Annotated in this window: 18 protein-coding genes and 1 pseudogene; 6 read left to right on the top strand and 13 right to left on the bottom strand. The window is 69.6% G+C overall.

Annotated elements, in window-relative coordinates; translation table 11 throughout:
* Positions 1 to 22 precede the first annotated feature (22 nt).
* From ACXDF8_RS21755 to ACXDF8_RS21745, 3 genes are all read right to left on the bottom strand, one after another.
* Positions 23 to 760, bottom strand: a complete 738-nt coding sequence (locus ACXDF8_RS21755; protein ID WP_457225350.1) for an ABC transporter ATP-binding protein — start codon at positions 758 to 760, stop codon at positions 23 to 25.
* Positions 757 to 1,539: an ABC transporter permease gene (locus ACXDF8_RS21750; RefSeq protein WP_457225387.1), complete on the bottom strand. Its 783-nt coding sequence runs from the start codon at positions 1,537 to 1,539 to the stop codon at positions 757 to 759. Before ACXDF8_RS21750 ends, ACXDF8_RS21755 begins: the two co-directional genes overlap by 4 nt.
* A gap of 298 nt (positions 1,540 to 1,837) precedes the next feature.
* Entirely contained in the window at positions 1,838 to 2,167 is a 330-nt protein-coding gene (locus ACXDF8_RS21745; RefSeq protein ID WP_457225349.1) for a hypothetical protein, read from the bottom strand.
* Between the two features lie 125 nt (positions 2,168 to 2,292).
* Between ACXDF8_RS21745 and ACXDF8_RS21740 the strand changes: the two genes are divergently transcribed.
* Entirely contained in the window at positions 2,293 to 2,631 is a 339-nt protein-coding gene (locus ACXDF8_RS21740; protein WP_457225348.1) for an RNA polymerase-binding protein RbpA, read from the top strand.
* A 31-nt stretch (positions 2,632 to 2,662) separates the two neighbouring features.
* Here the strand turns inward: ACXDF8_RS21740 and lnt are convergent.
* The 5 genes and pseudogenes from lnt to cobN all read right to left on the bottom strand — a co-directional run bounded on the left by lnt (position 2,663) and on the right by cobN (position 11,515).
* Positions 2,663 to 5,142, bottom strand: a pseudogene (gene lnt / locus ACXDF8_RS21735) (apolipoprotein N-acyltransferase).
* 103 nt (positions 5,143 to 5,245) lie between these two features.
* Positions 5,246 to 6,853 (bottom strand): amidohydrolase, encoded by a 1,608-nt coding sequence (locus ACXDF8_RS21730; RefSeq protein ID WP_457225347.1) that lies wholly within the window; start codon positions 6,851 to 6,853, stop codon positions 5,246 to 5,248.
* Positions 6,854 to 6,895: 42 nt separating this feature from the next.
* Positions 6,896 to 7,381, bottom strand: a complete 486-nt coding sequence (locus ACXDF8_RS21725) for an FxsA family protein (protein WP_457225346.1) — start codon at positions 7,379 to 7,381, stop codon at positions 6,896 to 6,898.
* A gap of 68 nt (positions 7,382 to 7,449) precedes the next feature.
* Positions 7,450 to 7,830 (bottom strand): PPOX class F420-dependent oxidoreductase, encoded by a 381-nt coding sequence (locus ACXDF8_RS21720; RefSeq protein ID WP_457225345.1) that lies wholly within the window; start codon positions 7,828 to 7,830, stop codon positions 7,450 to 7,452.
* A gap of 82 nt (positions 7,831 to 7,912) precedes the next feature.
* Positions 7,913 to 11,515, bottom strand: coding sequence for a cobaltochelatase subunit CobN (cobN, locus tag ACXDF8_RS21715; protein ID WP_457225344.1), 3,603 nt, complete (start codon positions 11,513 to 11,515; stop codon positions 7,913 to 7,915).
* A 112-nt stretch (positions 11,516 to 11,627) separates the two neighbouring features.
* Between cobN and ACXDF8_RS21710 the strand changes: the two genes are divergently transcribed.
* Positions 11,628 to 12,566, top strand: a complete 939-nt coding sequence (locus ACXDF8_RS21710; protein ID WP_457225343.1) for a TauD/TfdA dioxygenase family protein — start codon at positions 11,628 to 11,630, stop codon at positions 12,564 to 12,566.
* A gap of 7 nt (positions 12,567 to 12,573) precedes the next feature.
* Here ACXDF8_RS21710 and ACXDF8_RS21705 read toward each other — a convergent pair whose 3' ends face one another.
* The gene (locus ACXDF8_RS21705) at positions 12,574 to 13,188 is read right to left on the bottom strand and encodes a DJ-1/PfpI family protein (protein WP_457225342.1); all 615 of its coding nucleotides are present in this window, start codon (positions 13,186 to 13,188) and stop codon (positions 12,574 to 12,576) included.
* Positions 13,189 to 13,289: 101 nt separating this feature from the next.
* On the opposite strand from ACXDF8_RS21705, the gene ACXDF8_RS21700 reads away from it, so the two are divergent.
* The 4 genes from ACXDF8_RS21700 to ACXDF8_RS21685 are packed head-to-tail and all read left to right on the top strand — an operon-like array spanning position 13,290 to position 17,990.
* Entirely contained in the window at positions 13,290 to 14,627 is a 1,338-nt protein-coding gene (locus tag ACXDF8_RS21700) for an aminotransferase-like domain-containing protein (protein ID WP_457225341.1), read from the top strand.
* Between the two features lie 20 nt (positions 14,628 to 14,647).
* The gene (gene cobG / locus ACXDF8_RS21695; protein WP_457225340.1) at positions 14,648 to 15,757 is read left to right on the top strand and encodes a precorrin-3B synthase; all 1,110 of its coding nucleotides are present in this window, start codon (positions 14,648 to 14,650) and stop codon (positions 15,755 to 15,757) included.
* Positions 15,758 to 15,810: 53 nt separating this feature from the next.
* Positions 15,811 to 16,437, top strand: coding sequence for a precorrin-8X methylmutase (locus ACXDF8_RS21690; RefSeq protein WP_457225339.1), 627 nt, complete (start codon positions 15,811 to 15,813; stop codon positions 16,435 to 16,437).
* Positions 16,434 to 17,990 carry a precorrin-2 C(20)-methyltransferase gene (locus tag ACXDF8_RS21685; RefSeq protein ID WP_457225338.1) on the top strand — a complete coding sequence of 519 codons (1,557 nt, stop codon included), beginning with the start codon at positions 16,434 to 16,436 and terminating at the stop codon, positions 17,988 to 17,990. The genes ACXDF8_RS21690 and ACXDF8_RS21685 overlap by 4 nt, the downstream gene beginning before the upstream one ends.
* 151 nt (positions 17,991 to 18,141) lie before the next feature.
* Here the strand turns inward: ACXDF8_RS21685 and ACXDF8_RS21680 are convergent, their stop codons facing one another.
* The 4 genes from ACXDF8_RS21680 to ACXDF8_RS21665 are packed head-to-tail and all read right to left on the bottom strand — an operon-like array spanning position 18,142 to position 21,549.
* Positions 18,142 to 18,867 carry a cobalt-precorrin-6A reductase gene (locus ACXDF8_RS21680; protein ID WP_457225337.1) on the bottom strand — a complete coding sequence of 242 codons (726 nt, stop codon included), beginning with the start codon at positions 18,865 to 18,867 and terminating at the stop codon, positions 18,142 to 18,144.
* A complete protein-coding gene (gene cobM / locus ACXDF8_RS21675) occupies positions 18,867 to 19,622 on the bottom strand; it encodes a precorrin-4 C(11)-methyltransferase (RefSeq protein WP_457225336.1) in 756 nt (251 codons plus the stop codon). Before cobM ends, ACXDF8_RS21680 begins: the two co-directional genes overlap by 1 nt.
* Positions 19,619 to 20,803, bottom strand: a complete 1,185-nt coding sequence (gene cbiE / locus ACXDF8_RS21670; protein ID WP_457225335.1) for a precorrin-6y C5,15-methyltransferase (decarboxylating) subunit CbiE — start codon at positions 20,801 to 20,803, stop codon at positions 19,619 to 19,621. The genes cobM and cbiE overlap by 4 nt, the downstream gene beginning before the upstream one ends.
* Positions 20,800 to 21,549 carry a decaprenylphospho-beta-D-erythro-pentofuranosid-2-ulose 2-reductase gene (locus ACXDF8_RS21665; RefSeq protein ID WP_457225334.1) on the bottom strand — a complete coding sequence of 250 codons (750 nt, stop codon included), beginning with the start codon at positions 21,547 to 21,549 and terminating at the stop codon, positions 20,800 to 20,802. The genes cbiE and ACXDF8_RS21665 overlap by 4 nt, the downstream gene beginning before the upstream one ends.
* Between the last annotated feature and the right edge of the window lie 32 nt (positions 21,550 to 21,581).

Below are 21,581 nucleotides of genomic sequence, written 5' to 3'. Positions count from 1 at the left end.
AAGGGATGCAAGACGGCTCCTGTCAGATATGCACGCCGAGCTGCTCGAGCAGCTCGACGCGGTGGTTCTCGTTCTGGCCGGGCGGGGCACCGGTCGGCCGCCGCGGATCGGTGATCTCGGTCTGATGCACCACCCGGCCCGCCTCCAGCACCAGCACCCGGTCGGCCAGCGCGACGGCCTCGTTCACGTCATGGGTGACCAGCAGCACGCCAAATCCGTGCCTGCGCCACAGATCCAGCAGAAGCGCGTGCATGCTGAGTCGGGTCAGCGCATCCAGCGCACCGAACGGCTCGTCAAGGAGAAGCAGTTGCGGCTCGGCGACCAGCGCCCGCGCCAGCGACACCCGTTGCGCCTGGCCGCCGGACAGGGTGAGCGGCCACGAGTCGGCGCGGTCGGCCAGGCCCACGTCGGCCAGTGCCCGCTCCGCACGCGTCGTCACCGCGGCGCGGGGCAGCCGGAAGCGGGTCAATCCGTAGCCGACATTGGTGCATACGGTGCGCCACGGGAACAACCGCGGTTCCTGAAAGGCCAGCGCAGGCGCGCCGGCGACTACCCGTTCGCCGGTGTGGTCGTCGGAGAGCCCGGCCAGCACCCGCAGCACCGTGGACTTGCCCGAACCGCTGCGGCCCACCAGCGCCACGATCTCGCCGGCGCCGACGGTCAGCGAGATGTCGTGCAGCACTCGTTGCTCGCCGTACCACTTGTCGACATGGCGCAGCTGGCCGGCGATGCGGGTCTGGCGGTCGGAGGTCACCGTCATGACCGATGCCTCAGGGCGCGGCGCTCCATGGCGCGAACCACGGCGTCGGTGGCGATGCCCAGCAGCGCGTAGACGATCAGACCGAAGATGATGATGTCGATGCGCAGGAAGTCACGTGCGTTGTTGATCAGAAAGCCGATGCCCTTGTCGGCGTTGATCTGCTCGGCGACGATCAGCGTCAGCCACGCGATCGCCAACGACTGGCGCAGCCCGACGAGGACCTGCGGTGCCGCGCTCGCAATGATGATGTGGGTGAACCGCTGTCCGAATGAAAAGCCAAGGACGTCAGCGGTTTCGAACAGCTTAGGGTCGACCTGCCGGATGGCCGAGAAGGTGTTCAGGTAGAGCGGGAAACTGACGCCGAGGGCCACCAGCAGTACCTTGGGCAGTTCGCCGATACCGAACCACAGGATGAACAGCGGAATCAGGCCTAAGTGCGGCAGCGCCCGCAGCATCTGCATGGGTGGATCGACGGTGGCCTCGGTCCAGCGGGACAGCCCCACCGCGGCGCCAAGGCCGACACCGATGATCCCGCCGAGCAGGAGGCCCTCGACGACCCGCAGACCGGAAACCATCAGGGCGTCGGCGAGTTGGCCGTTGCGGACGAGTTCCACCCCGGCCTCGGCGATCAGCGACGGTGCGGGCAGCACCTCCTGGGAGATGAGCCCAAGCGCGCTGCCGATTTGCCACAGCGCCAGCAGGATCACCGGCGAGGCCCACCGCACCAGCGTCCATTGCCGGTTGCGGCGTTGTGCGGACGTGCGGGAACCCGCCGGCAGTACCGGCGCGGAGGCCGGCGCGGCGGGCGTGGTCACGGTGAGAATCCTTCGGATGTGGCGGGCGATGGCGGGTGATGGGGGTGACTGTCTCGAGCGTCGACCGCGCTTTTCACCCTAGGAACCACGCATCTGCCCGATAAGGGTTTGATTCGCCATGACGAAAAGGCCCGCCCGGGCATCAATCCCGGGCGGGCCTGCAACCACGGCCAACCGAACCCGGTCCTGGCGGTGTTCGGCAGGTCTGTCCGTCAGCTGATCACGGTGCCACTACCGGCCCCGTGGGGCTCGATCTGCGCTCTCAGCGCCAGCCGTCGGCGGCCTTGGCAGCGCGGATCAGCGTGTCGCACAGCTGCCGCAACTCGTCGGCGGGAGCGCCCTCGTCGACCGCGGTGGCGATGTCCTCGGCGGCACAGCGGACCTGATAGACCCGGTCGGACAGTTCGGCGGCCTCGTCGGCCGAGAGCACGACCGCATCGTCGGGGATGGCGCTGCCCTTGACCAGCGCGCGCTGTTCGTAGGCCCGTTGCCGGCAGGACTGGCGGCAGTATTGTCTGCGCCGTCCCATACCTGCGTCGGCCACCTCACGACCGCACCAGCGGCACGGTTGCGGGCGGGAACGACGCGTCACGCCTTGAGACTGTAGACGGCGATGCTTGGTGCTCCCGGTATCATTAGGGGTCGAGTCGGGAACCGCTGGCAGTGGTCTGGCGTTCACTATGTGCGACTACATAACGCGTTTGAGGAGAGTTGACGATGGCTGATCGTGTCTTGAGAGGCAGCCGGCTCGGAGCCGTGAGCTACGAGACGGACCGCAACCACGACCTGGCGCCGCGTCAGATGGCGCGGTACCGCACCGACAACGGCGAGGAATTCGACGTTCCTTTCGCCGACGATGCCGAGATCCCCGGCACCTGGCTGTGCCGCAACGGACTGGAAGGCACCCTGCTCGACGGTGACCTGCCGGAGCCCAAGAAGGTCAAGCCGCCGCGCACTCACTGGGACATGCTGCTCGAGCGCCGCTCGGTCGACGAACTCGACGAGCTGCTTAAGGAGCGGCTGGATCTGATCAAGTCCAAGCGCCGGGGCAGCTGACCGCGCTGCCGCTAGGGCTTGTCCGCAGGCCCTAGCGGACCACTCCGCGGGCGCGGTCGAAGCGCCCGCCGACGCCCCATTGGGCGACCTTGACCATGGCTTCGCGGATGTTGGATCCGCTCATCTTGGACACGCCGAGTTCACGCTCGCTGAAGGTGATCGGCACTTCGACCACGGTGAAGCCGTTGTTGATCGTCCGCCAGGTCAGGTCGATCTGGAAGCAGTACCCCTTGGAGTCGACGGCGGACAGGTCGATCTTCTCCAGCACTTCGCGCCGGTAGGCGCGGTAGCCGGCGGTGATGTCGTTGATTCCGACGCCGAGCAGCACGCGCGAATAGGTGTTGGCGGTCTTCGACAGCACCAGCCGCCGCCACGGCCAGTTACGGACCGTCCCGCCGTCCACGTAGCGCGAACCGATGGCCAGGTCGGCGCCGTTGTCGATGGCGTCGAGCAACCGGTAGAGCTGTTCGGGCGCATGGCTGCCGTCGGCATCCATCTCGACGAGCACGCTGTATTGGCGGCTCAGCCCCCACGCGAAGCCGGCTAGATAGGCGGCCCCGAGGCCGTCCTTGGCGGTGCGGTGCATCACGTGCACTCGATCGGGGTCGGCCAGCGACAGTTCGTCAGCGAGCTCACCGGTGCCGTCCGGGCTGCCATCGTCGACCACGAGCACGTGGACCTCCGGGCATGCCTTGTGCACGCGGCCCACGATCAGCGGCAGGTTCTCGATCTCGTTGAACGTGGGGATGATCACCAGGGTGCGCTGGCTGGGGTGTTCGTGCCCCTTTTCAGGGCGCTTTTCGCCGCCCTTCTCGCCCTGGTTGCTCATGACTCTCCTTTGTCGTGCTGCCCGGCCAGGGCTGGGGGTGATTCGCCCAGCTCCTGCGGGTCCTCGCCGTCGTCTGGGCCCCCGGACCTGCTCATCGCGTCCCGTTCCGGCCGCCTGCGGCGTAACGGGCGCGTGAACCAACCATTGTGCAGCATGGCCGCGATGACGACGGCAACGGCGGCACCGACCAGAACCCACTGCACCAGCGGCCCCCACCGGGTGGCCGGCGTCAGGCTGGTTTTGAGGCGAACCGCCACGTCGAGGTAGGCCGGGGTGAAGAACTGGGTGCGGGCGACCTCGTGGCCGTCGGGCGCGATGACCGCGCTGATGCCGGTAGTGCCGGCGACCACCACGTAGCGGTCGTGCTCGACGGCCCGGGCCCGGGCGAAGGCGAGCTGCTGCTCGCTCATGTTCTGGTCGAACGTGGCGTTGTTCGTCGGAACGGCGAGGATCTGGGCACCGTTGCGCACCGACTGGCGCAGCGCCCGGTCGAAGATGACCTCCCAACAGGTCGCCACCCCGACCGGCACGCCCGCTGCGTGCACGACGCCAGTGCCGGTACCCGGTACGAAATATCCCGCGCGGTCGGCGTAGGAGGACAGGTGCTTGAACAGGCCCCGCCACGGCAGGTACTCGCCGAACGGCTGGATGATCTGTTTGTCGTGGCGCTCGCCGGGACCGGTGACCGGATCCCACACGATGATCGTGTTGGACGCGGCGGGATTCTGCGGGGTCCAGTCCGGTCGGGCCAGGACGGTGCCGACCAGGATCGGTGCGCCGATAGCCTGCGCGGCGACGCCGATCTGCTGAGCCGCATCGGGGTTGTTCATCGGGTCGATGTCCGAGGAGTTCTCCGGCCAGATCACGAACTGCGGTTGCGGCGCGGTCCCGGCGCGGACATCCTCGGCCAGCCGGCTGGTCTCTCGCACATGGTTGTCCAGGACGGCGCGGCGCTGGCTGTTGAAGTCCAGTCCGAGGCGCGGCACGTTGCCCTGGATGGCGGCGACGGTGACCGTCGGCTCATTGCCCGCCCCGCCCGCCGCACGGCGCACCTGCGGGGCTGCCAACGCCGTGCCCAGCATGACCGCCACGATGCAGAGCCCCGGCAGCAGCAACGCGGACAGTTCGGGATGATCGCTGCGCCGCTCGCTGCCGGTGTGTTGCCACCAGCGGGCGATCTCGAGCGCTAGCGCGGCCAGCGACATGCCGAGCAGCGCGATCCCGAACGACAGCAGCGGTACCCCGCCGAAATGGACCAGCGGCAGGAACGGCCCATTGGTCTGCCCGAAACCGACCACACCCCAGGGGAATCCGCCGAAAGGCACCGTAGACTTCAGCCACTCCTGCAGTGACCACAGCAGCGCAAGCCACAGCGGCCAGCCCGGCATCCGGCGCACGACGACCGCGAACAGACCGAACATCGCCGGGCCGGCGGCTTCCATGGCGGCCAGTGCCAACCAGGGCACCGGTCCCACCAGGCCACTGATCCACGGCAACAGCGGAATGTAGAACGCCAGCCCGAACAGGAACCCGTAGCCCAGGCCTCCGGCCATGGTGGTCCTGGGATGCACCAGCACCCAGCCCAGCAACGCGAAGCTGATGACAGCCGACCACCACCAGCCGATCGGCGGGAAGCTGATGCACAGCAGCAGCCCGGCCGTCACCGCGACGAGCAGCCGCATGATGCGCGGCGGCACCGCCACCACGGCCGCGCTGCGCCATCGTGCCAGGAGGGCGGCGACGCGACCGTCGGGAGCGGGTTCGGCGACGGGAGCGGGTTCGGCGTCAGCCATGGATCACGACACCTCGGTGCACGGTCTGCCGGCAGCGTGGCAGCGGCTCGCCGGGCTCCAGGCAAGGCAGGACGGGAACGCGCGAGCGTGGATCGGTGGACCAGCGCTGCACCCCGTCGGCGGGGGCGCTGACATCCAGGTCGAGCGGTTCTCCCGAGCCGCCCTCCCACACCGAGTAAGAAGCCGGCGCGCCCGGCACCAGGGTGCCGGTGACACCGTCACGCACCCCGGCCGCCCGCCAGGCGCCGCGGGTGGCCGCCGCGAAGGCCGCGCGCACCGAGATGGCGCTGCCTGCGGTGCGATGGTGGCTAGCGGCGCGCACTGTCGACCAGGGATCAATGCTGGTCACGGGGGCATCGGAGCCGAACGCCAAGGGCACGCCTGCCGATGCTAACAGCGCGAAGGGATTGAGCAGGGCGGCTCTGTCGATCCCAAGCCGGCGGGCGTACATGCCGGCGCCGCCTCCCCACAGCGCGTCGAAATTCGGTTGCATACTGGCCACCACGCCCCAACTGCCCAGCTTGGCGGCCTGTTCGGCGGACACCATCTCCAGGTGCTCGAGCCGGTGCCCGCAGCGGGCGACCGCCGGCGCACCGAACCGTTCGACGACTGCCTCCAACGCCTCGACCACCGCAGTGACGGCGGCGTCGCCGATGACGTGGAACCCGGCGGTTACTCTCGCCTCGGTGCAGGCCATCAGGTGGTCGGTGACGGCGGCGGTATCCAGGTAGCAGGTGCCGGTGCTGTGTGGCGCGTCGTCATAGGGGTCGCGCAACCACGCGGTGTGCGAGCCGAGGGCGCCGTCGACAAAGAGGTCGCCGGCCAGCCCGTGTGCGCCGGTCTGCTCGGTCAGAGCGCGGGCCTGCGCGGCGCTGGACACCGCCTCCCCCCAATAGCCGACCACCTCCACGCCATGGCTGGTGCCCCGCAGCTCCTGCCAGTCCTCGGCACCGCCGATGTCGGGGCCGGCGCATTCGTGCACCGCGACGATGCCGGCGGCGGCTGCCGCATCCAGGGCTGCACGGCGGGCGTCGGCACGCTGTTGCCAGGTCAGCAGCCGACGGGCCTGCGCCCGGACCAGGTGGTGGGCATCGGCGGACAGCGGGCGGTCCGGCTCGTAGCCGGCGGCGGCCGGCAGGCCCGAGACGAGCTGTCGCAGTGCCGTCGAGGCCGCGGCCGAGTGCACGTCGATACGGGCGAGGTAGGCCGGCACGGCGCCGAGGACGGCGTCGATCTCGGTGGTAGTCGGCGCCTCGTCGCGCACCCAGCAGGTGTCGTCCCAGCCGTGTGCCCACACCGGCTGGCCGGGGTGGGCGGCGACGTGCTCGGCGAGCAGCGCCAGGCAGTGCTGTTTGGAGGTGGCGCCGGTCAGATCCAGTCCGGTGATGAGCAGCCCGGTGGAGGTCACGTGGACGTGGCTGTCGACGAAGGCTGGGGCGACGAAGGCGCCGCTGAGGTCGACGATCCTGGCGTCCGGGAACTGAGACCGGCCCACGTCGTCGCTACCGAGCCAGCCGACGACACCGTCGCGGACGGCCATCGCGGTGGCGTCCGGGTGCGACGGACTGTGCACGCGTCCGTTGAGCAGCAGTGTGGTCACGGTGGTCAGTCTGCCCCGGCTAGGTGGGGCGGCTACACGGGGTCAGAAACCGGGATACACGCTCGAGCGGCGCACGATGCCGGCGTCGTGCACACGACCGGGAACCTGCTCGTCGATGACCTCGCCGTCGATGTAGTCCGGCCGGCCCGGGTAACCCGGTGCGGCGAGATTCACCACCGTGACCCGGCGGGCGATGCCACGGGTGAGCAGCGCTGCGGCTAGTGGGCGGACCACAATGCGGGTCGGGGGCAGCAGCATCAGGGCGCCGACCGCGGTGGTGACCAGACCCGGGATGAAGACCAGCACGGTGCCAAGCGCCACCAGCATGCTGTCGGCGACCGCGCCCTGCGCATTGGTGCGGGTGCGTTGCAGCCGCAGGATCTGGCGCTTGACCTGCGAACCGGCCAGGGCCACCCCGACCACCGAGGTGGCCAGCAGGATCAGCAATGTCCAACCCAGACCGAGAGACCAGGTCAAGCCGGCCAGAACCGCGAGTTCGACCAGCACGTAGAGCAGGAACGTCCGCATCACCATGTAAGGGAAACGGCCCGCCGACCGGTGGGGTTCCGAGTCAGTCTTATAAGAGTCTGTGAGTTCTAGGGTGCGGTGATCTCAAGGCCGACGTTGCGCTTGGCGCCGCCGCGCAGCTTGGAGAAGAAGTTGAAGACCTGACCGAGCAGGCCGTAGCGCTTACCGATGGCGTCGTAGACCTGATCGGTATGCGCCGGGTCGAGGATGGAGGCGACCGCTTCGACCGCTTCGCCCTTGACGTTGCCGCTGCGGTCGCAGGGCGCCAGGGTCACCCGCGGGGTGTGGCGGATGCGCTTGACCTTCCAGGAATCCTTACCGGTGATCACCAGGGCACGGTCACCGTCCGGGGCGATCCAGATCGGTGTCGGCTTGGGCCGGCCGTCCTTGGTGAACGTGGTCAGCGAAACGTACTGGGACTTGATCACATCAGCGAAGCTGGGAGCCATGCGTTCAATCTAGCCGCCCAGTCGCTACGCTCCCGCCCGCCGAACCTATCCCCCAGTCGCTACGCTCCCGCCCGCCGAACCTCTACCGGGCCTCGAGGTCGCCCTCGGTCTCCAGCAGGACCTGGCGAAGCCCGTCCAGCATCGCCGGGTCGGGGTTCTCCCACATGCCGCGACCGACCGCTTCCAGCAGCCGCTCCGACATCCCGTGCAGCGCCCAGGGATTGGACTCGTTCATGAACTTGCGATTCTCCGGGTCAAGGACGTAGGACTCGGTGAGCTGCTCATACATCCAGTCAGCCATCACACCGGCGGTGGCGTCGTAGCCGAACAGGTAGTCCACCGTTGCGGCCATTTCGAAGGCGCCCTTGTAGCCGTGCCTGCGCATGGCCGCCATCCAGCGCGGGTTGACCACGCGGGACCGGAACACCCGCGCGGTCTCCTCCGAGAGGGTGCGGGTGCGAACCGCGTCGGGCCGGGTGTTGTCGCCGATGTAGGCCGCCGGCGCCTTGCCGGTCAGCGCACGCACGGTGGCGACCATGCCGCCGTGGTACTGGAAGTAGTCGTCGGAGTCGGCGATGTCATGTTCGCGGGAGTCGATGTTCTTGGCCGCCACCACAATTCGGCGATACTGCGTCGACATGTCCTCGGCGGCCGGCCTGCCGTCGAGCTCGCGCCCGTAGGCGAAGCCACCCCAGGCGGTGTAGACCTCGGCGAGGTCGGCATCGTCGCGCCAGTTACGGCTGTCCACCAGCTGCAGCAGACCAGCACCGTAGGTGCCCGGCTTTGAACCGAAGATCCGGGTGGTGGCCCGCCGGTGGTCACCGTGTTCGGCCAGGTCGACCAGAGCGTGGGCGCGCACGAAATTCTCCTCGACGGGTTCGTCGAGATCGGCGACCAGGCGCACGGCGTCGTCGAGCATAGTCACTACGTGCGGGAAGGCGTCGCGGAAGAAGCCGGAGATGCGCACGGTGACGTCGATGCGGGGTCGGCCCAGTTCGGCCGCAGCGATGGCCTCCAGGTCGACCACCCGCCGCGACGCGTCGTCCCATACCGGTCGGACACCGAGCAGGGCGAGGACTTCGGCGATATCGTCGCCGGAGGTGCGCATCGCCGAAGTGCCCCACACCGACAGGCCGACCGATCGTGGCCAGTCGCCGTGGTCGGTTCGGTAGCGCTCCAGCAGCGAATCCGCCATCGCCACACCGGTTTCCCACGCCAGCCGCGACGGCACGGCCTTGGGATCCACCGAATAGAAGTTGCGCCCGGTGGGCAGCACGTTGACCAGACCGCGCAGCGGCGACCCTGACGGCCCGGCCGGGATGAACCGCCCGTCCACGGCTCGCAGCACCTGTTCGATCTCGGCCGAGGTGCCGGCCAGCCGCGGCACCACCTCAGTGGCGGCGAACCGCAGGATGTCAGCGACCGCGGGCGAGTCGGTGAGTTCGTCGACGCGCCCGGCATCCCAGCCCGACGCCTGCAGGGCGACCAGCAGGTCACGAGCCTGCTGCTCGGCGACGTCGACCGCGCCACGCTCGTCGGTGCCGTCCTCGGCCAACCCGAGCGCCTGACGAAGTCCGGGCAGGTGCTGATCGCCGGCGAACAGCTGGCGGGCCCGCAGGATGGCCAGCACCAGGTCCAGCTCGGCTTCGCCGGCGGGAGCGGCGCCCAGGATGTGCAGTCCGTCGCGGATCTGGACGTCCTTGATCTCACAGAGCCAGCCATCTACGTGCAGCAGCATGTCGTCGAAGTTGTCGTCCTCGGGCCGTTCAGCCAAACCCAGGTCGTGGTCCATCTTGGCTGCCCGCATCAGGGTCCAGATCTGCTGGCGGATCGCGGGCAGCTTGCCGGGGTCCAGTGCGGCGATGTTGGCGTGCTCGTCGAGGAGCTGCTCGAGTCGGGCGATGTCCCCGTAGCTCTCGGCACGCGCCATCGGCGGGATGAGGTGATCGACCAGGGTGGCGTGCGCCCGGCGTTTGGCCTGAGTGCCCTCCCCCGGGTCGTTGACCAGGAACGGATAGATCAGCGGCAGGTCGCCCAGCGCGGCGTCGGTGCCGCAGGACGCGGACATGCCGACGTTCTTGCCGGGCAACCATTCGAGGTTGCCGTGCTTGCCGAGGTGGACGGCGGCGTGCGCACCGAACTCGTGGCGCAGCCAGAAGTAGGTGGCCAGGTAGTGGTGGCTTGGCGGCAGGTCGGGGTCGTGATAGATGGCCACCGGGTTCTCGCCGAATCCGCGCGGCGGCTGAACCAGGATCACGACGTTGCCAGACTGGATTGCGGCGACGACGATCTCGCCGTCGGGATCGCGGCTGCGGTCGACGAACAACTCGCCGGGCGGCGGCCCCCAGTGCGTGACCATGGCCTCGGTCAGCTCGGCGGGCAGCGTCGCGAACCACTCCCGGTAGCGGGCCGCCGGAATGCGGATCGGGTTGCCGGCCAATTGGCCTTCGGTGAGCCAGTCGGGGTCCTGGCCGCCCCGCTCGATCAGCCCGTGCATCAGGGCGTCGCCGTCGCTTGCCGCCACCCCGGGGATGTCGCCAATCTCGTAGCCGGCGGCAGCCAACGCGTGCAACAAGGCGATGGCGCTGGCCGGGGTGTCGAGCCCGACCGCGTTGCCGATCCGCGAATGCTTGGTCGGGTAGGCCGAGAACACCAGCGCCAGGCGCTTGTCGGACGGCGCGACGCGGCGCAGGGTGGCGTAGTTGACCGCCAGCCCGGCCACCCGCGCACAGCGCTCCGGGTCGGGCACATAGGAGATCAACCCGTCGGAATCGATCTCCTTGAACGAGAACGGCACCGTGATGATGCGGCCGTCGAACTCGGGCACGGCAACCTGGGTGGCGACGTCGAGCGGGCTCAGCCCGTCATCGCTGACCGACCAGGTGGCCCGCGAACTCGTTAAACACAACCCCTGCAAGATCGGAACATCTAGGGCGGCAAGATGTTTGACGTCCCAGCTGCCGTCGTCGTTGCCTGCCGTCGCCGTCGCCGGCCGCGCCCCGCCCGCGGCCAGCACGGTGACCACCATGGCGTCGGCGGTGGCCAGCAGGTCCAGGAGTTCGGGTTCGGGGGTTCGCAGCGAGGTGCAGTACACCGGCAGCGGGCGACCGCCGGCCCGCCTGATCGCCGTACACATCGCGCGGATGTAGTCGACGTTGCCGGCCAATTGCTGGGCGCGGTAGTACAGCACCGCGATTGTGGGACGGATATCGGCTGCGCGCTCCACCCCACAGCCTTCGCATCCCTCGCACGGTGGGTCCAACACCCCCCATGACGGCGTCGGCGCCGGCGGGTTGAAGCCGAAGCCGGTCATCAGCAGGGTGTCGGTCAGGAATGCGTGCAGTTGACGCAGGTTCTCCACCCCGCCCTGCGCGAGGTAGATGTGGGTCTGCATCGCGATGCCCGCGGGCACCGTGGATCGCTCCATCAGATCGGCGTCGGGTGCCTGCTCGCCGCTGACCACGACGGCCGGCACCCCGCTGGCGACGACCGCGTCGATACCGTGCTGCCAGGCGCGGTAGCCGCCGAGAATCCGGACTACCACCACGTCGGCGTCGGCAAGCAGCTCCGTCAGCTCGCCGTCGGCCAGCCGCGCCGGATTGGCCCACCGGTAGCCCGCCTCGCTGGCGCGGGCGGTGATCAGGTCGGTGTCAGAGGTCGACAACAACAACACGGTGGAAGGCACCCCCCATTCGTACCGTACGGCGCCGCTTCGGACCCATTCGGATCCGGCGCCATTCGGATCTGCCCAAGCGCAACGGTGTACCGGCGCGTGTGGCCCGGTAACCATCGAGGTCATGCCCACTTCACTCGACGTCTCCAAGCTCGGCGCCCACCTCGGTGCGGTGATCTCGGGGGTCCGCCTCGGGGGCGATCTGGACCCGGCCACAATCGACGCGATCCGCGCCGCAGTCTTGGAACACAAGGTCGTCTTCTTCCGCGACCAACACCATCTCGACGACGACGGCCAGGTCGCGTTTTCCGAGCTGCTGGGAGTGCCGACCATCGCGCACCCCACCGTCACCTCGCGCGGCGCCACCGTGCTGCCCATCGATTCCCGCTGCGACAAAGCCAATGCCTGGCACTCCGACGTCACCTTCGTCGACCGGGTGCCCAAGGCGTCGCTGCTGCGTGCGGTGACCCTGCCCGCCTACGGCGGCAGCACCGTGTGGGCATCCACCGAGGCCGCCTACGACCAGCTGCCGCCGGCGTTGCGCGCACTGGCCGAGAACCTGTGGGCCACCCACACCAACCTCTACGACTACGCCACCGGGCAGGCCGAGAACGCCGAGGCAACCACCGAGGAGACCCACCAGTATCGCGCCGAATTCCAGTCGGACTACTACGAGACCGAGCACCCGGTGGTGCGGGTGCATCCCGAGACGGGACGGCGCGTACTGGTGCTGGGCAATTTCGTCAAACGGTTCGTGGGCCTGGGCACCAGCGAGTCGGCGAGCCTGTTCGCACTGCTGCAGAACCGGATCACCCGACTGGAGAACACCGTCCGCTGGACGTGGCGGGTAGGTGATCTCGCGCTGTGGGACAACCGCGCCACCCAGCACTACGGCGTGGCCGACTACGACGACCAGCCGCGGTTCCTGCGCCGGGTGACCCTGTCCGGTGACATCCCGGTCGACATCCACGGCAGGCCCAGCCGAGCGGTGGCCGGCGATGCCTCGGGTTACTCGGCGGCGGTGGCGCCGGATATCGTTGCCGCACAGCCAGTTACCGTGTGACGACGTCTCACTTGCTCAGTCCGACTGGCAGGTACGCGGCAATGTTGGCCATCGCCGTCGCGACGTAGCTGTCCTTCTCCCCTACCGGGGCGACGTAGCGCAGCGCTTCTTCGGCGGCGTCGACACCGCGCAGCCGCGCGATCATCCACCCGGCCAGATACGGCGACGACAAGCAGCCACCCGCCGTCGCGATATTTCCACGGGCGAACAACGGCTGGTCGAGGACGTCGACACCGGCGGCCTGCACCCACGGCTTGGTGGTCAGGTCGGTGCACGCGGGCACGCCGCCGAGGAGCCCGAGCTTGGCCAGGATCAACGTGCCCGAGCACTGCGCCCCGAGCAGCTGGCGCGCCGGGTCGAACTGCAGCTGTGCCATCAAGCTCGGGTCGGCGACGACCTCGCGGGTGGCGATGCCGCTGCCCACGATCACCGCATCGGCGCCAGTGGCCTCGGCCAGCGTGATGTGGGACTCGATCACCACACCGTTCATGGATCGAACCCGCGGGCTCGGCCCGGCGATGGACACCTGCCAGCCCGGCTCACGCACCCGGTTGAGCACGCCCAGGGCGATCAAGGAGTCCAGTTCGTTGAAGCCCTCGAACGTGAGGATCGCGATATGCATGATGTGGTCGCCTTTCCGGTCGTGCACGAAAACTGTCTGGCGCTGACCCTAGAAGGGCAAAAGCAGGACAATCAACAAATTGTCATGGATACAATCCCGGCATGGGACGCGCGCGGTATCGCAGGGTCGTCGATGCGCTGGCCGCCGACATCCGCGCCGGCAGGCTGGCCCCCGGGACGCGGCTGCCCACCCATCGCGAACTGGCCGGCCGCGAGGGCCTGGCCCTGGCGACCGCGTCTCGGGTCTATGCCGAACTCGCCGCACTGGGCCTGGTCAGCGGGGAAGCCGGCCGCGGCACGTTCGTGCGGGATGCCACCCTGCCCTCCGCCCACGGCGTCGACCAACTCGCCGTCGCCGCCGACGTCGTCGACCTCAACTTCAACATCCCCGCGTTGGCGGGTCAGGCCGACCTACTGCGAACGGCGTTGCGCGACGTGGCCGCCCAGGGAGACCTTGCCGCGTTGCTGCGCTACCAGCCCCATGCCGGTCGCCCCCACGAGCGCGCAGCCGTCGCCGAACACCTCCGCCTTCGCGGGTTGGCTGTGCGACCGGAGCACGTCCTGATCGTCAGCGGAGCACAGCACGCGCTGGCGGTCACCGCCCTTGCCGCGTTCCGCCCCGGCGACATCGTCGCCGTCGACGCGCTGAGCTATCCCGGGTTCAAGATCCTCGCGCAGGCCCACCACCTCGAATTGGCGCCGCTGCCCGCGACGGTCGACGGCCCGGATCTCGATGCGCTGGAGCAGCTTTGCGCCACCGCACCTGTGCGTGCCGTCTACACGATGCCGACCATGCACAACCCGCTGAGCTGGGTCAGCCCAGTGTCGTGGCGCGAGCGGTTGGTGGAGATCGCCCGCCGTCACGATCTCCTGGTCATCGAAGACGGCGCTTATGCGTTCCTGGCCGAGGACGCCCCTCCGCCACTGGCGACCCTGCTGCCAGAGGCGACGATCTACATCTCGGGGTTGTCCAAGAGCGTCGCCACCGGTCTGCGCTTCGGATTCCTTAGCGCCCCACAAGATTTGGTCGAGCCGCTGGAGCGGGCTGTGCGGGCCACCACGTGGAACACCCCGGCGCTGATCACCGCGATCGCCACCGGCTGGCTCGAGGACGGCACCGTTGTCCGACTGGAAGCCGCCAAGCGTCTCGACGCCCGCCACCGCAATCGCATCGCCCGGCAGATCCTCGACGGCCACCGGCCGGTCAGTCATCCCTCGTCCTACATCGTGTGGCTGCCCCTGCCGCCGGACGCGCGCCCGGACCAGGTGGCCGCCGAACTTCTGGAGGACGGCATCGCGGTCACCACCGCCCGACCGTTCGCGACCACCGGCCACGTCCCGCACGCGTTGCGGCTGGCGCTCGGGTCGGTCGACATCGACGTCCTGGAACCCGCGCTGCGCCGGGTCGCCGCGATGATTGACGACCACGCGCACCGCTGAGGTGGCCGTACCGTAGACGGGTGAGCAGATCGCGCGCGGACGACGCCTGCCCCGGTGCCCTGCAGGTACATCAGGCCGCTGACGGTGCGCTGGCCCGCCTGCGGCTGCCGGCCGGGATGATCACCGGGGCGCAGCTGGAGGCGTTGGCGCACGCGGCCATCACATGCGGCAACGGCACCCTGGAATTGACGGTCCGCGCCAATCTGCAACTGCGGGGCGTGACCGACGCGGCGGCGGTCGCCGATGTCGCGGCCGCGGCGGGCCTGCTGCCCTCGCCCACCCATGAGCGGGTGCGCAACATCGTCGCCTCCCCGCTGTCAGGGCGGGTAGGCGGTCTTGCGGACGTGCGGCCCTGGGTCATCGAACTCGACGCCGCCATCCAGGCCGACCCGCAGCTGGCCGGGCTACCGGGCCGATTCCTGTTCGGCATCGACGACGGCCGCGGGGACATCTCCGGGCTGGGCGCCGACGCGGGTGTCCACGTGCTGGGCACCGATGCCGCGCTGCTGCTAGCCGGGCGCGACACCGGCGTCCGGCTGGCTCCCGCCGAAGTGGTGGACACTCTGATCCGGATCGCTCGACGTTTTGTCGAGATCCGCGGAAAGGCCTGGCGGGTAGCCGAATTGGACGATGCTTCGCCCTTGCTGGCGGACCTCGTGGCGACCGGGCCGGCCGGCGCCACGTGGGCACCCTCGGTGCGCCCTCCAGTCGGCTGGATCGAGCAGGACGACCATCTGGTCGCCCTGGGTGCGGCGGTGCCGCTGGGCGTGCTGACGGCCAGGCAGGCCGAGTTCGTCGCGGCGATCGGCGCGCCGGTGGTTATCACCCCGTGGCGGTCACTGCTGGTGTGCGACCTGGGCGAGGGGGTGGCCGACACCTCGCTGCGGGTGCTCGCCCCGATGGGCCTGGTGTTCGACGAGAACTCACAATGGCTCGACGTCAGCGCCTGCGTGGGCAGTCCGGGATGCGAGAAGTCCCGTGCTGATGTGCGCGCCGAGGCGATCCGGGTGGTGGACTCCGAGCAGATCAGTGGCCACGTCCACTACGTGGGTTGCGAGCGCGCCTGCGGGAGCCCACCGGTCGGTCAGGTGTTCGTCGCGACCGCAGACGGGTTCCGCGAGCGCCGGTAGCGCCGGCGGAGGTCGCACCCCGCGGCGAGGCGGGCGAGTCGTAGGGTGATCGGGTGCTCGACTACATTCGCGACGCCGCCGAGATCTACCGGCAGTCGTTCGCGACGATCCGCGCCGAGGCGGACCTGGCGGCATTTCCCGAGGACGTCGCCAGGGCGGTCGTGCGCCTGATCCACACCTGCGGACAGGTCGACGTGGCCGAGCACGTCGCTTTCAGCCCGGGTGTGGTCAGCGCGACACATGCGGCGCTCGTCGCCGGCGCACCGATCCTGTGTGACTCCTCGATGGTCGCCGCCGGCATCACCGCCGCCCGCCTGCCCGCCGGCAACGAGGTGGTGTCGCTGGTCGCCGATCCGCGGGCCGCCGACCTGGCCCGGCGCCGAGAGACCACCCGTTCGGCCGCGGGTGTGGAACTGTGGGCCGACCGGTTCGCCGGTGCGGTCTTCGCGATCGGCAACGCCCCCACCGCGTTGTTCCGGCTGCTCGAGTTGATCGACGACGGTGTGCCTGCGCCGGTGTCGGTGCTGGGCGGTCCGGTGGGATTCGTCGGCTCGGCGCAGTCGAAGGACGAATTGATCGCCCGCCCGCGCGGGATGGAGTATCTGGTGGTGCGGGGCCGCCGTGGTGGCAGCGCGATGGCGGCGGCCGCGGTGAATGCGATTGCGAGCGAACGCGAATGACCAGCGGTACCGGAACCCTCTATGGCGTCGGGCTGGGCCCGGGAGACCCCGAACTGGTCACGGTCAAGGCCGTTCGGATCATCGGTGAAGCCGCTGTGGTGGCCTACCACAGCGCCCGGCACGGCCGCAGCATCGCGCGCCGCATCGCTGAGCCCTACCTGCGGGCCGGGCAGATCGAGGAGCATCTGGTCTACCCGGTGACCACCGAGACCGTCGATCACCCCGGCGGATACGCCGGCGCGATGGAGGATTTCTACCGGGAGGCGGCCGAGCGCATCGCCGCCCATTTGCAGGCCGGACGCGACGTCGCGCTGCTGGCGGAGGGCGACCCGCTGTTCTACAGCTCCTACATGCACATGCACACCCGGCTGACCGCGCGGTTCGACGCGGTGATCATCCCAGGCGTGACATCGGTCAGCGCGGCGTCCGCAGCCATCTCCACACCGCTGGTGACCGGTGACGAGGTGCTCTCGGTGTTGCCGGGCACCATGGCGGTTCATGAGCTGGCCCGCCGTCTCGCCGACGCTGACGCCGCCGTGGTGATGAAACTCGGCCGCACATATCCGCAAGTGCGCGAAGCCCTTTCGATGGCGGGGCGGCTGGACGAGGCATTCTATGTCGAACGTGCCAGCACCGATGCCCAGCGGGTGTTGCCCGCCAGCGAGGTCGATGCCGAGACGGTGCCGTACTTCTCCATCGCGATCCTGCCCGGAGCCGCGCAGGCGGCGACATCAGACACCCGAGCCGCGCAGGCGGCGACATCAGACACCCGAGCCGCGCAGGCGGCGACATCAGACACCCGAGCCGCGCAGGCGGCGACATCGGTAACCGGCGGCGTCGCCGTCGTCGGCCTCGGTCCCGGCGACGTGGCGTGGACGACACCGCAGAGCCGGCAGGAACTGGCGGCGGCCACCGACCTGATCGGGTACGGCCCCTATCTGGACCGGGTGCCGCTGCGCGCCGGGCAAATTCGTCACCCGAGCGACAACACCGACGAGCCGGCGCGCGCCCGGCTGGCCTGCGAACTGGCCGAGCAGGGTCGTGCCGTCGCTGTGGTGTCCTCCGGTGACCCGGGGGTGTTCGCGATGGCCACCGCAGTGCTCGAAGAGGCCAAGCAGTGGCCCGACGTGTCGGTGCGGGTGATCCCGGCGATGACGGCCGCGCAGGCGGTCGCCAGCCGCGTCGGCGCCCCGCTGGGCCATGACTATGCAGTGATTTCGCTGTCCGATCGGCTCAAGCCTTGGGACATCATCGCGGCGCGGTTGAAAGCCGCCGCCGCGGCGGATCTGGTGTTGGCGATCTACAACCCGGCCTCGAAGACCCGCACCTGGCAGGTCGGCGCCATGCGGGATCTGCTGCTCGAACACCGCGATCCGGGCACGCCGGTGGTGATCGGCCGTGACGTGGCCGGCTCACAGGAATCGGTGACGGTGGTGCGACTGGCCGATCTCGACCCGGCCGACGTCGACATGCGCTGCCTGCTGATCGTCGGCTCCTCACAGACGCAGTGGTACGGCGACACGGTGTTCACCCCGCGCCGTTACCCGGGCTGACAACTCGATCGGTTTGCTTGCGCATCAACGTAGACACTTTCCCCCAGCCTCACCGCGGTGCCATCGGCGGGATCGTGTTGCGGCGCAAACGACCTCACCTCGAGCGTGCGTTCCAGTGCACCCGACGCGCTACCGGCGTCACCTCGGACGCCTAGCGCAACAGGCGAACCCAGTCCAGCGCCGCCTCGACGGTGTCGACGGTGTGCACCCCGGGCGGTAGCGGCGGCCGGTCGATCATCACCACCGGTACGCCCAGCGCGTCGGCGGCCGCGAGCTTGGCCCGGGTCAGCTCTCCGCCGCTGTTCTTGGTCACCAGCGCGTCGATGGCGTTGTCCCGCAACAGCGCAACCTCGCCGTCATAGTCGTAGGGTCCGCGGGAGAGCAGCACCCGGTGTCGGTGTGGCAGCACGCCGGGCTCGGGCGGGGTGACCACGCGGATCAGGAACCAGGCGTCGCTTCCGGCGAACGGTGCGACGCCGGAACGCCCGGTGGTCAGGAAGACCCGCGCATACTCGTTGGCGGCGACGACGCGCGCGGCCTCGGCGTCAGAGCGCACCAGGATCGCCCCGCCCGGGTCCCACGCCGGGCGGGCGAGCACCATGTGCGGCAGCCGCAACGCCGCGCACGCTTGGGCGGCATGGGTGGTCATGGTGGCCGCGAACGGGTGGGTGGCATCGACGACGGCACCGATGTCGTTGGTGCGCAACCACTGCTGAAGACCGGCGACGCCGCCGAAACCGCCGACCCGTACCGGGCCCACCGGCAATGCCGGGTCGGGCACCCGCCCCGCCAACGAGCTGACGATGTCGTGGTCGGGGTGCAGCCGCGCAGCCAGCGATCGCGCCTCCCCGGTGCCGCCCAGCAGCAGGATCCGCATCAGTGCCTGCTACCCCGGGTTCGGCCGGAGGAATACAGGTAGCTGTCGGTGAACCCTTCGGCGGCAAGCACATCCCCGATGATGATCACCGCGGTGCGGGTGATCGCGGCGTCGTGCATCTGTGCGGCGATGTCGGCCAGGGTGCCGCGCAGCACGACTTCCTGCGGCCAGCTCGCGAAGGCGACGACGGCCACCGGGGTGTCCGGCCGGTAGCCGCTGCGCAGAAGTTCCTCGACGATCGCGTCGATGCGGTGGGCCGCCAGGTGGATCACCAATGTGCCGCCGGTCTTGGCCAGCGTGCCCAGGTCCTCACCGTCGGGCATGGCGGTCGACAACGTCGCCACCCGGGTCAAGGTGATGGTCTGCGCCACCCCCGGCACCGTCAGCTCCCGGCCGAGGACGGCAGCGGCCGCGGCGAACGCCGGCACGCCGGGCACGATTTCGTAGCCGATGCCCAGTCCGTCGAGGCGACGGCACTGCTCGGCGACGGCACTGTAGATCGACGGGTCGCCGGAGTGCAGGCGCGCGACGTCCTGGCCGGCGGCGTCAGCCCGGACGATCTCCTCAACAATCTGATCCAGGGTCAGCGGGCCGGTATCGACCACGGTGGCGTCCGGCGGGCACAACGCCAACAGATCGTCGGGCATGATCGAGCCTGCGTACAGGCATACCGGGCAACGCTGGAGCAGTCGGTGGCCACGAACGGTGATCAGGTCGGCCGCGCCGGGCCCGGCGCCGATGAAGTAGACGGTCACAGCGTGCTCACCGTCCACTGGGTGATCGGCATCGCGGGACGCCAGCCGGTGAACCCGCCGAGCGGCTCACCGTGATAATGCTGAAACCGGCGAAGATCACCGCCGAGGCGTGAATACCATTCCACCAGAAGGGCTTCGGACTCCGCGGTCACCGCGTTGGCGACAATCCGTCCGCCGGGGCGCAGCGCATCGACACAGGCCGACACCAGGCCGGGCATGGTCACCCCGCCGCCGACGAAGATCGCATCCGGCTGTGGCGCCTCGGTGAACGCCTCGGGCGCCGCACCGCGGACGTCGACGAGAACGCCGAACGTGCGGGCGTTGGCGGCGATCCGCTCGCGGCGCTGTGGGTCACTTTCGAACGCGACGGCGCGGCAGCCGGCCGCGCTGCGGCACCACTCCACAGCGATGCTGCCCGAGCCGGCGCCGACGTCCCACAGCAGTTCACCAGGTCGCGGCGCCAATGCGGTCAGCGTGACGGCGCGGATGGATTGTTTAGTGATCTGCCCGTCGTGGGCGAACGCGGCATCGGGCTGCACCTGGCCGACCCGTTCGTCGGGCAGATAGCGGATCGCGACGACGTTGAGATCGTCGACGTCGCCGGGCGGGGCGGCGGCCCACGCGTCCGCTGCTCGGCCGCGCACCCGCTCGTGTGCGCCACCGAGGTGTTCGAGAACCGTGAATGTGGATGCGCCCCGCCCGGTTTCGGTCAGCAGACGGGCCAGTTCGGCCGGGCTCGAGCTGTCCCGGGAGAGCACCACGGCCTGGCCTCCGCGTCGCACCGCGGTGTGCACCGGTGCGGTCACCAGGCTGATGACCTCGGTGTCCTGCACCGCCCAGCCCATCCGCGCGCACGCCAAGGTCACCGAAGAGACATGTGGCAGCACCCGAACTCGATCGGCGCCGTGCAGCCGGATCAGGGTGCCGCCGATACCGTGCAGCAACGGGTCACCGCTGGCCACCACGTGGATGTCGCCGGTCGGGTTGTCGTCGAGCAGAGTCTGCAGAGCCGGCAGCATCGGAGAGGGCCAGCAGTGCCGGGGGGCGGCGACGGTGTCGTCGAGCAGATCGAGCTGGCGCGGCGAGCCGTAGACGACGGTGGCGCTGCGGATTTCGCGTCTCGACTCCTCGGCGAGCCCGGCCATCCCGTCAGCGCCGATACCCACGACCACGATCGTCATCGGGGCATCCTCCGCCACACCGACTGCGGCAGCAGTTTCATCCCGAAGAACACCGGTTGCAGCGCCCACGGCACCCATACCGCGCGCCGCCGCTTGGCCAGTGCCCGCGCGGTCGCCTCGGCGACCTGTGCGGGCGTGCTCGACATCGGTGCGGGCGCCATGCCCTCCGTCATACGCCCGATGACGAAACCGGGCCGCACGATCAGCAGTCGAACTCCGCTGCCGTGCAGCGCGTCGGCCAGCCCCGAAGCGAAGCCGTCCAGTCCGGCCTTGGCGGAACCGTAGACGTAGTTGGCGCGCCGCACCCGCACTCCTGCCACCGACGAGAACACCACCAGCGTCCCGGTGCCGGCCGATCGCATCGCCGAGGACAGGTGGGTGAGAAGGCTGATCTGCGCGACGTAGTCGGTGTGTACGACCGCAACCGCGTGCGCGGCGTCGGTCTCGGCGCGGGCCTGGTCACCGAGGATGCCGAACGCGAGTACCGCGGTGCCGATCGGGCCGAAGTCGGCGACCAGACGTGCGACAAGCGGCTCGTGCGAGGCCAGGTCGTCGGCGTCGAATTCGACGGTGTGCACGGCAGTCGCACCCGCTGCGCGCACCGCGGCGACCTGCTGGTCGAGGCGGTCGGCGCCCCGGGCGGCGAGCACCACGGTGGCCCCGCGCGCCAGCCGCACCGCCAGTTCTGTCCCGATTTCGCTGCGACCGCCAAAGATCACCAACGGCCCAGGGCCCGTGTCACTCACGCTGGAGATTATTCACTGCGCTAGCGTGGACC

It is taken from the genome of Mycolicibacterium sp. CBM1, from assembly GCF_054073305.1.
The sequence above is the reverse complement of the archived record's forward strand: the minus strand, read 5'-3'. Positions and strand labels throughout refer to the sequence as shown.

Coding starts and splice junctions, on each gene's coding strand:
- ACXDF8_RS21755 (WP_457225350.1), bottom strand. CDS start 760: ATGACGGTGACCTCCGACCGCCAGACCCGCATCGCCGGCCAGCTGCGC.
- ACXDF8_RS21740 (WP_457225348.1), top strand. CDS start 2,293: ATGGCTGATCGTGTCTTGAGAGGCAGCCGGCTCGGAGCCGTGAGCTAC.
- ACXDF8_RS21725 (WP_457225346.1), bottom strand. CDS start 7,381: ATGCGGACGTTCCTGCTCTACGTGCTGGTCGAACTCGCGGTTCTGGCC.
- ACXDF8_RS21720 (WP_457225345.1), bottom strand. CDS start 7,830: ATGGCTCCCAGCTTCGCTGATGTGATCAAGTCCCAGTACGTTTCGCTG.
- ACXDF8_RS21710 (WP_457225343.1), top strand. CDS start 11,628: ATGCCCACTTCACTCGACGTCTCCAAGCTCGGCGCCCACCTCGGTGCG.
- ACXDF8_RS21705 (WP_457225342.1), bottom strand. CDS start 13,188: ATGCATATCGCGATCCTCACGTTCGAGGGCTTCAACGAACTGGACTCC.
- ACXDF8_RS21700 (WP_457225341.1), top strand. CDS start 13,290: ATGGGACGCGCGCGGTATCGCAGGGTCGTCGATGCGCTGGCCGCCGAC.
- ACXDF8_RS21685 (WP_457225338.1), top strand. CDS start 16,434: ATGACCAGCGGTACCGGAACCCTCTATGGCGTCGGGCTGGGCCCGGGA.
- ACXDF8_RS21680 (WP_457225337.1), bottom strand. CDS start 18,867: ATGCGGATCCTGCTGCTGGGCGGCACCGGGGAGGCGCGATCGCTGGCT.
- cbiE (WP_457225335.1), bottom strand. CDS start 20,803: ATGACGATCGTGGTCGTGGGTATCGGCGCTGACGGGATGGCCGGGCTC.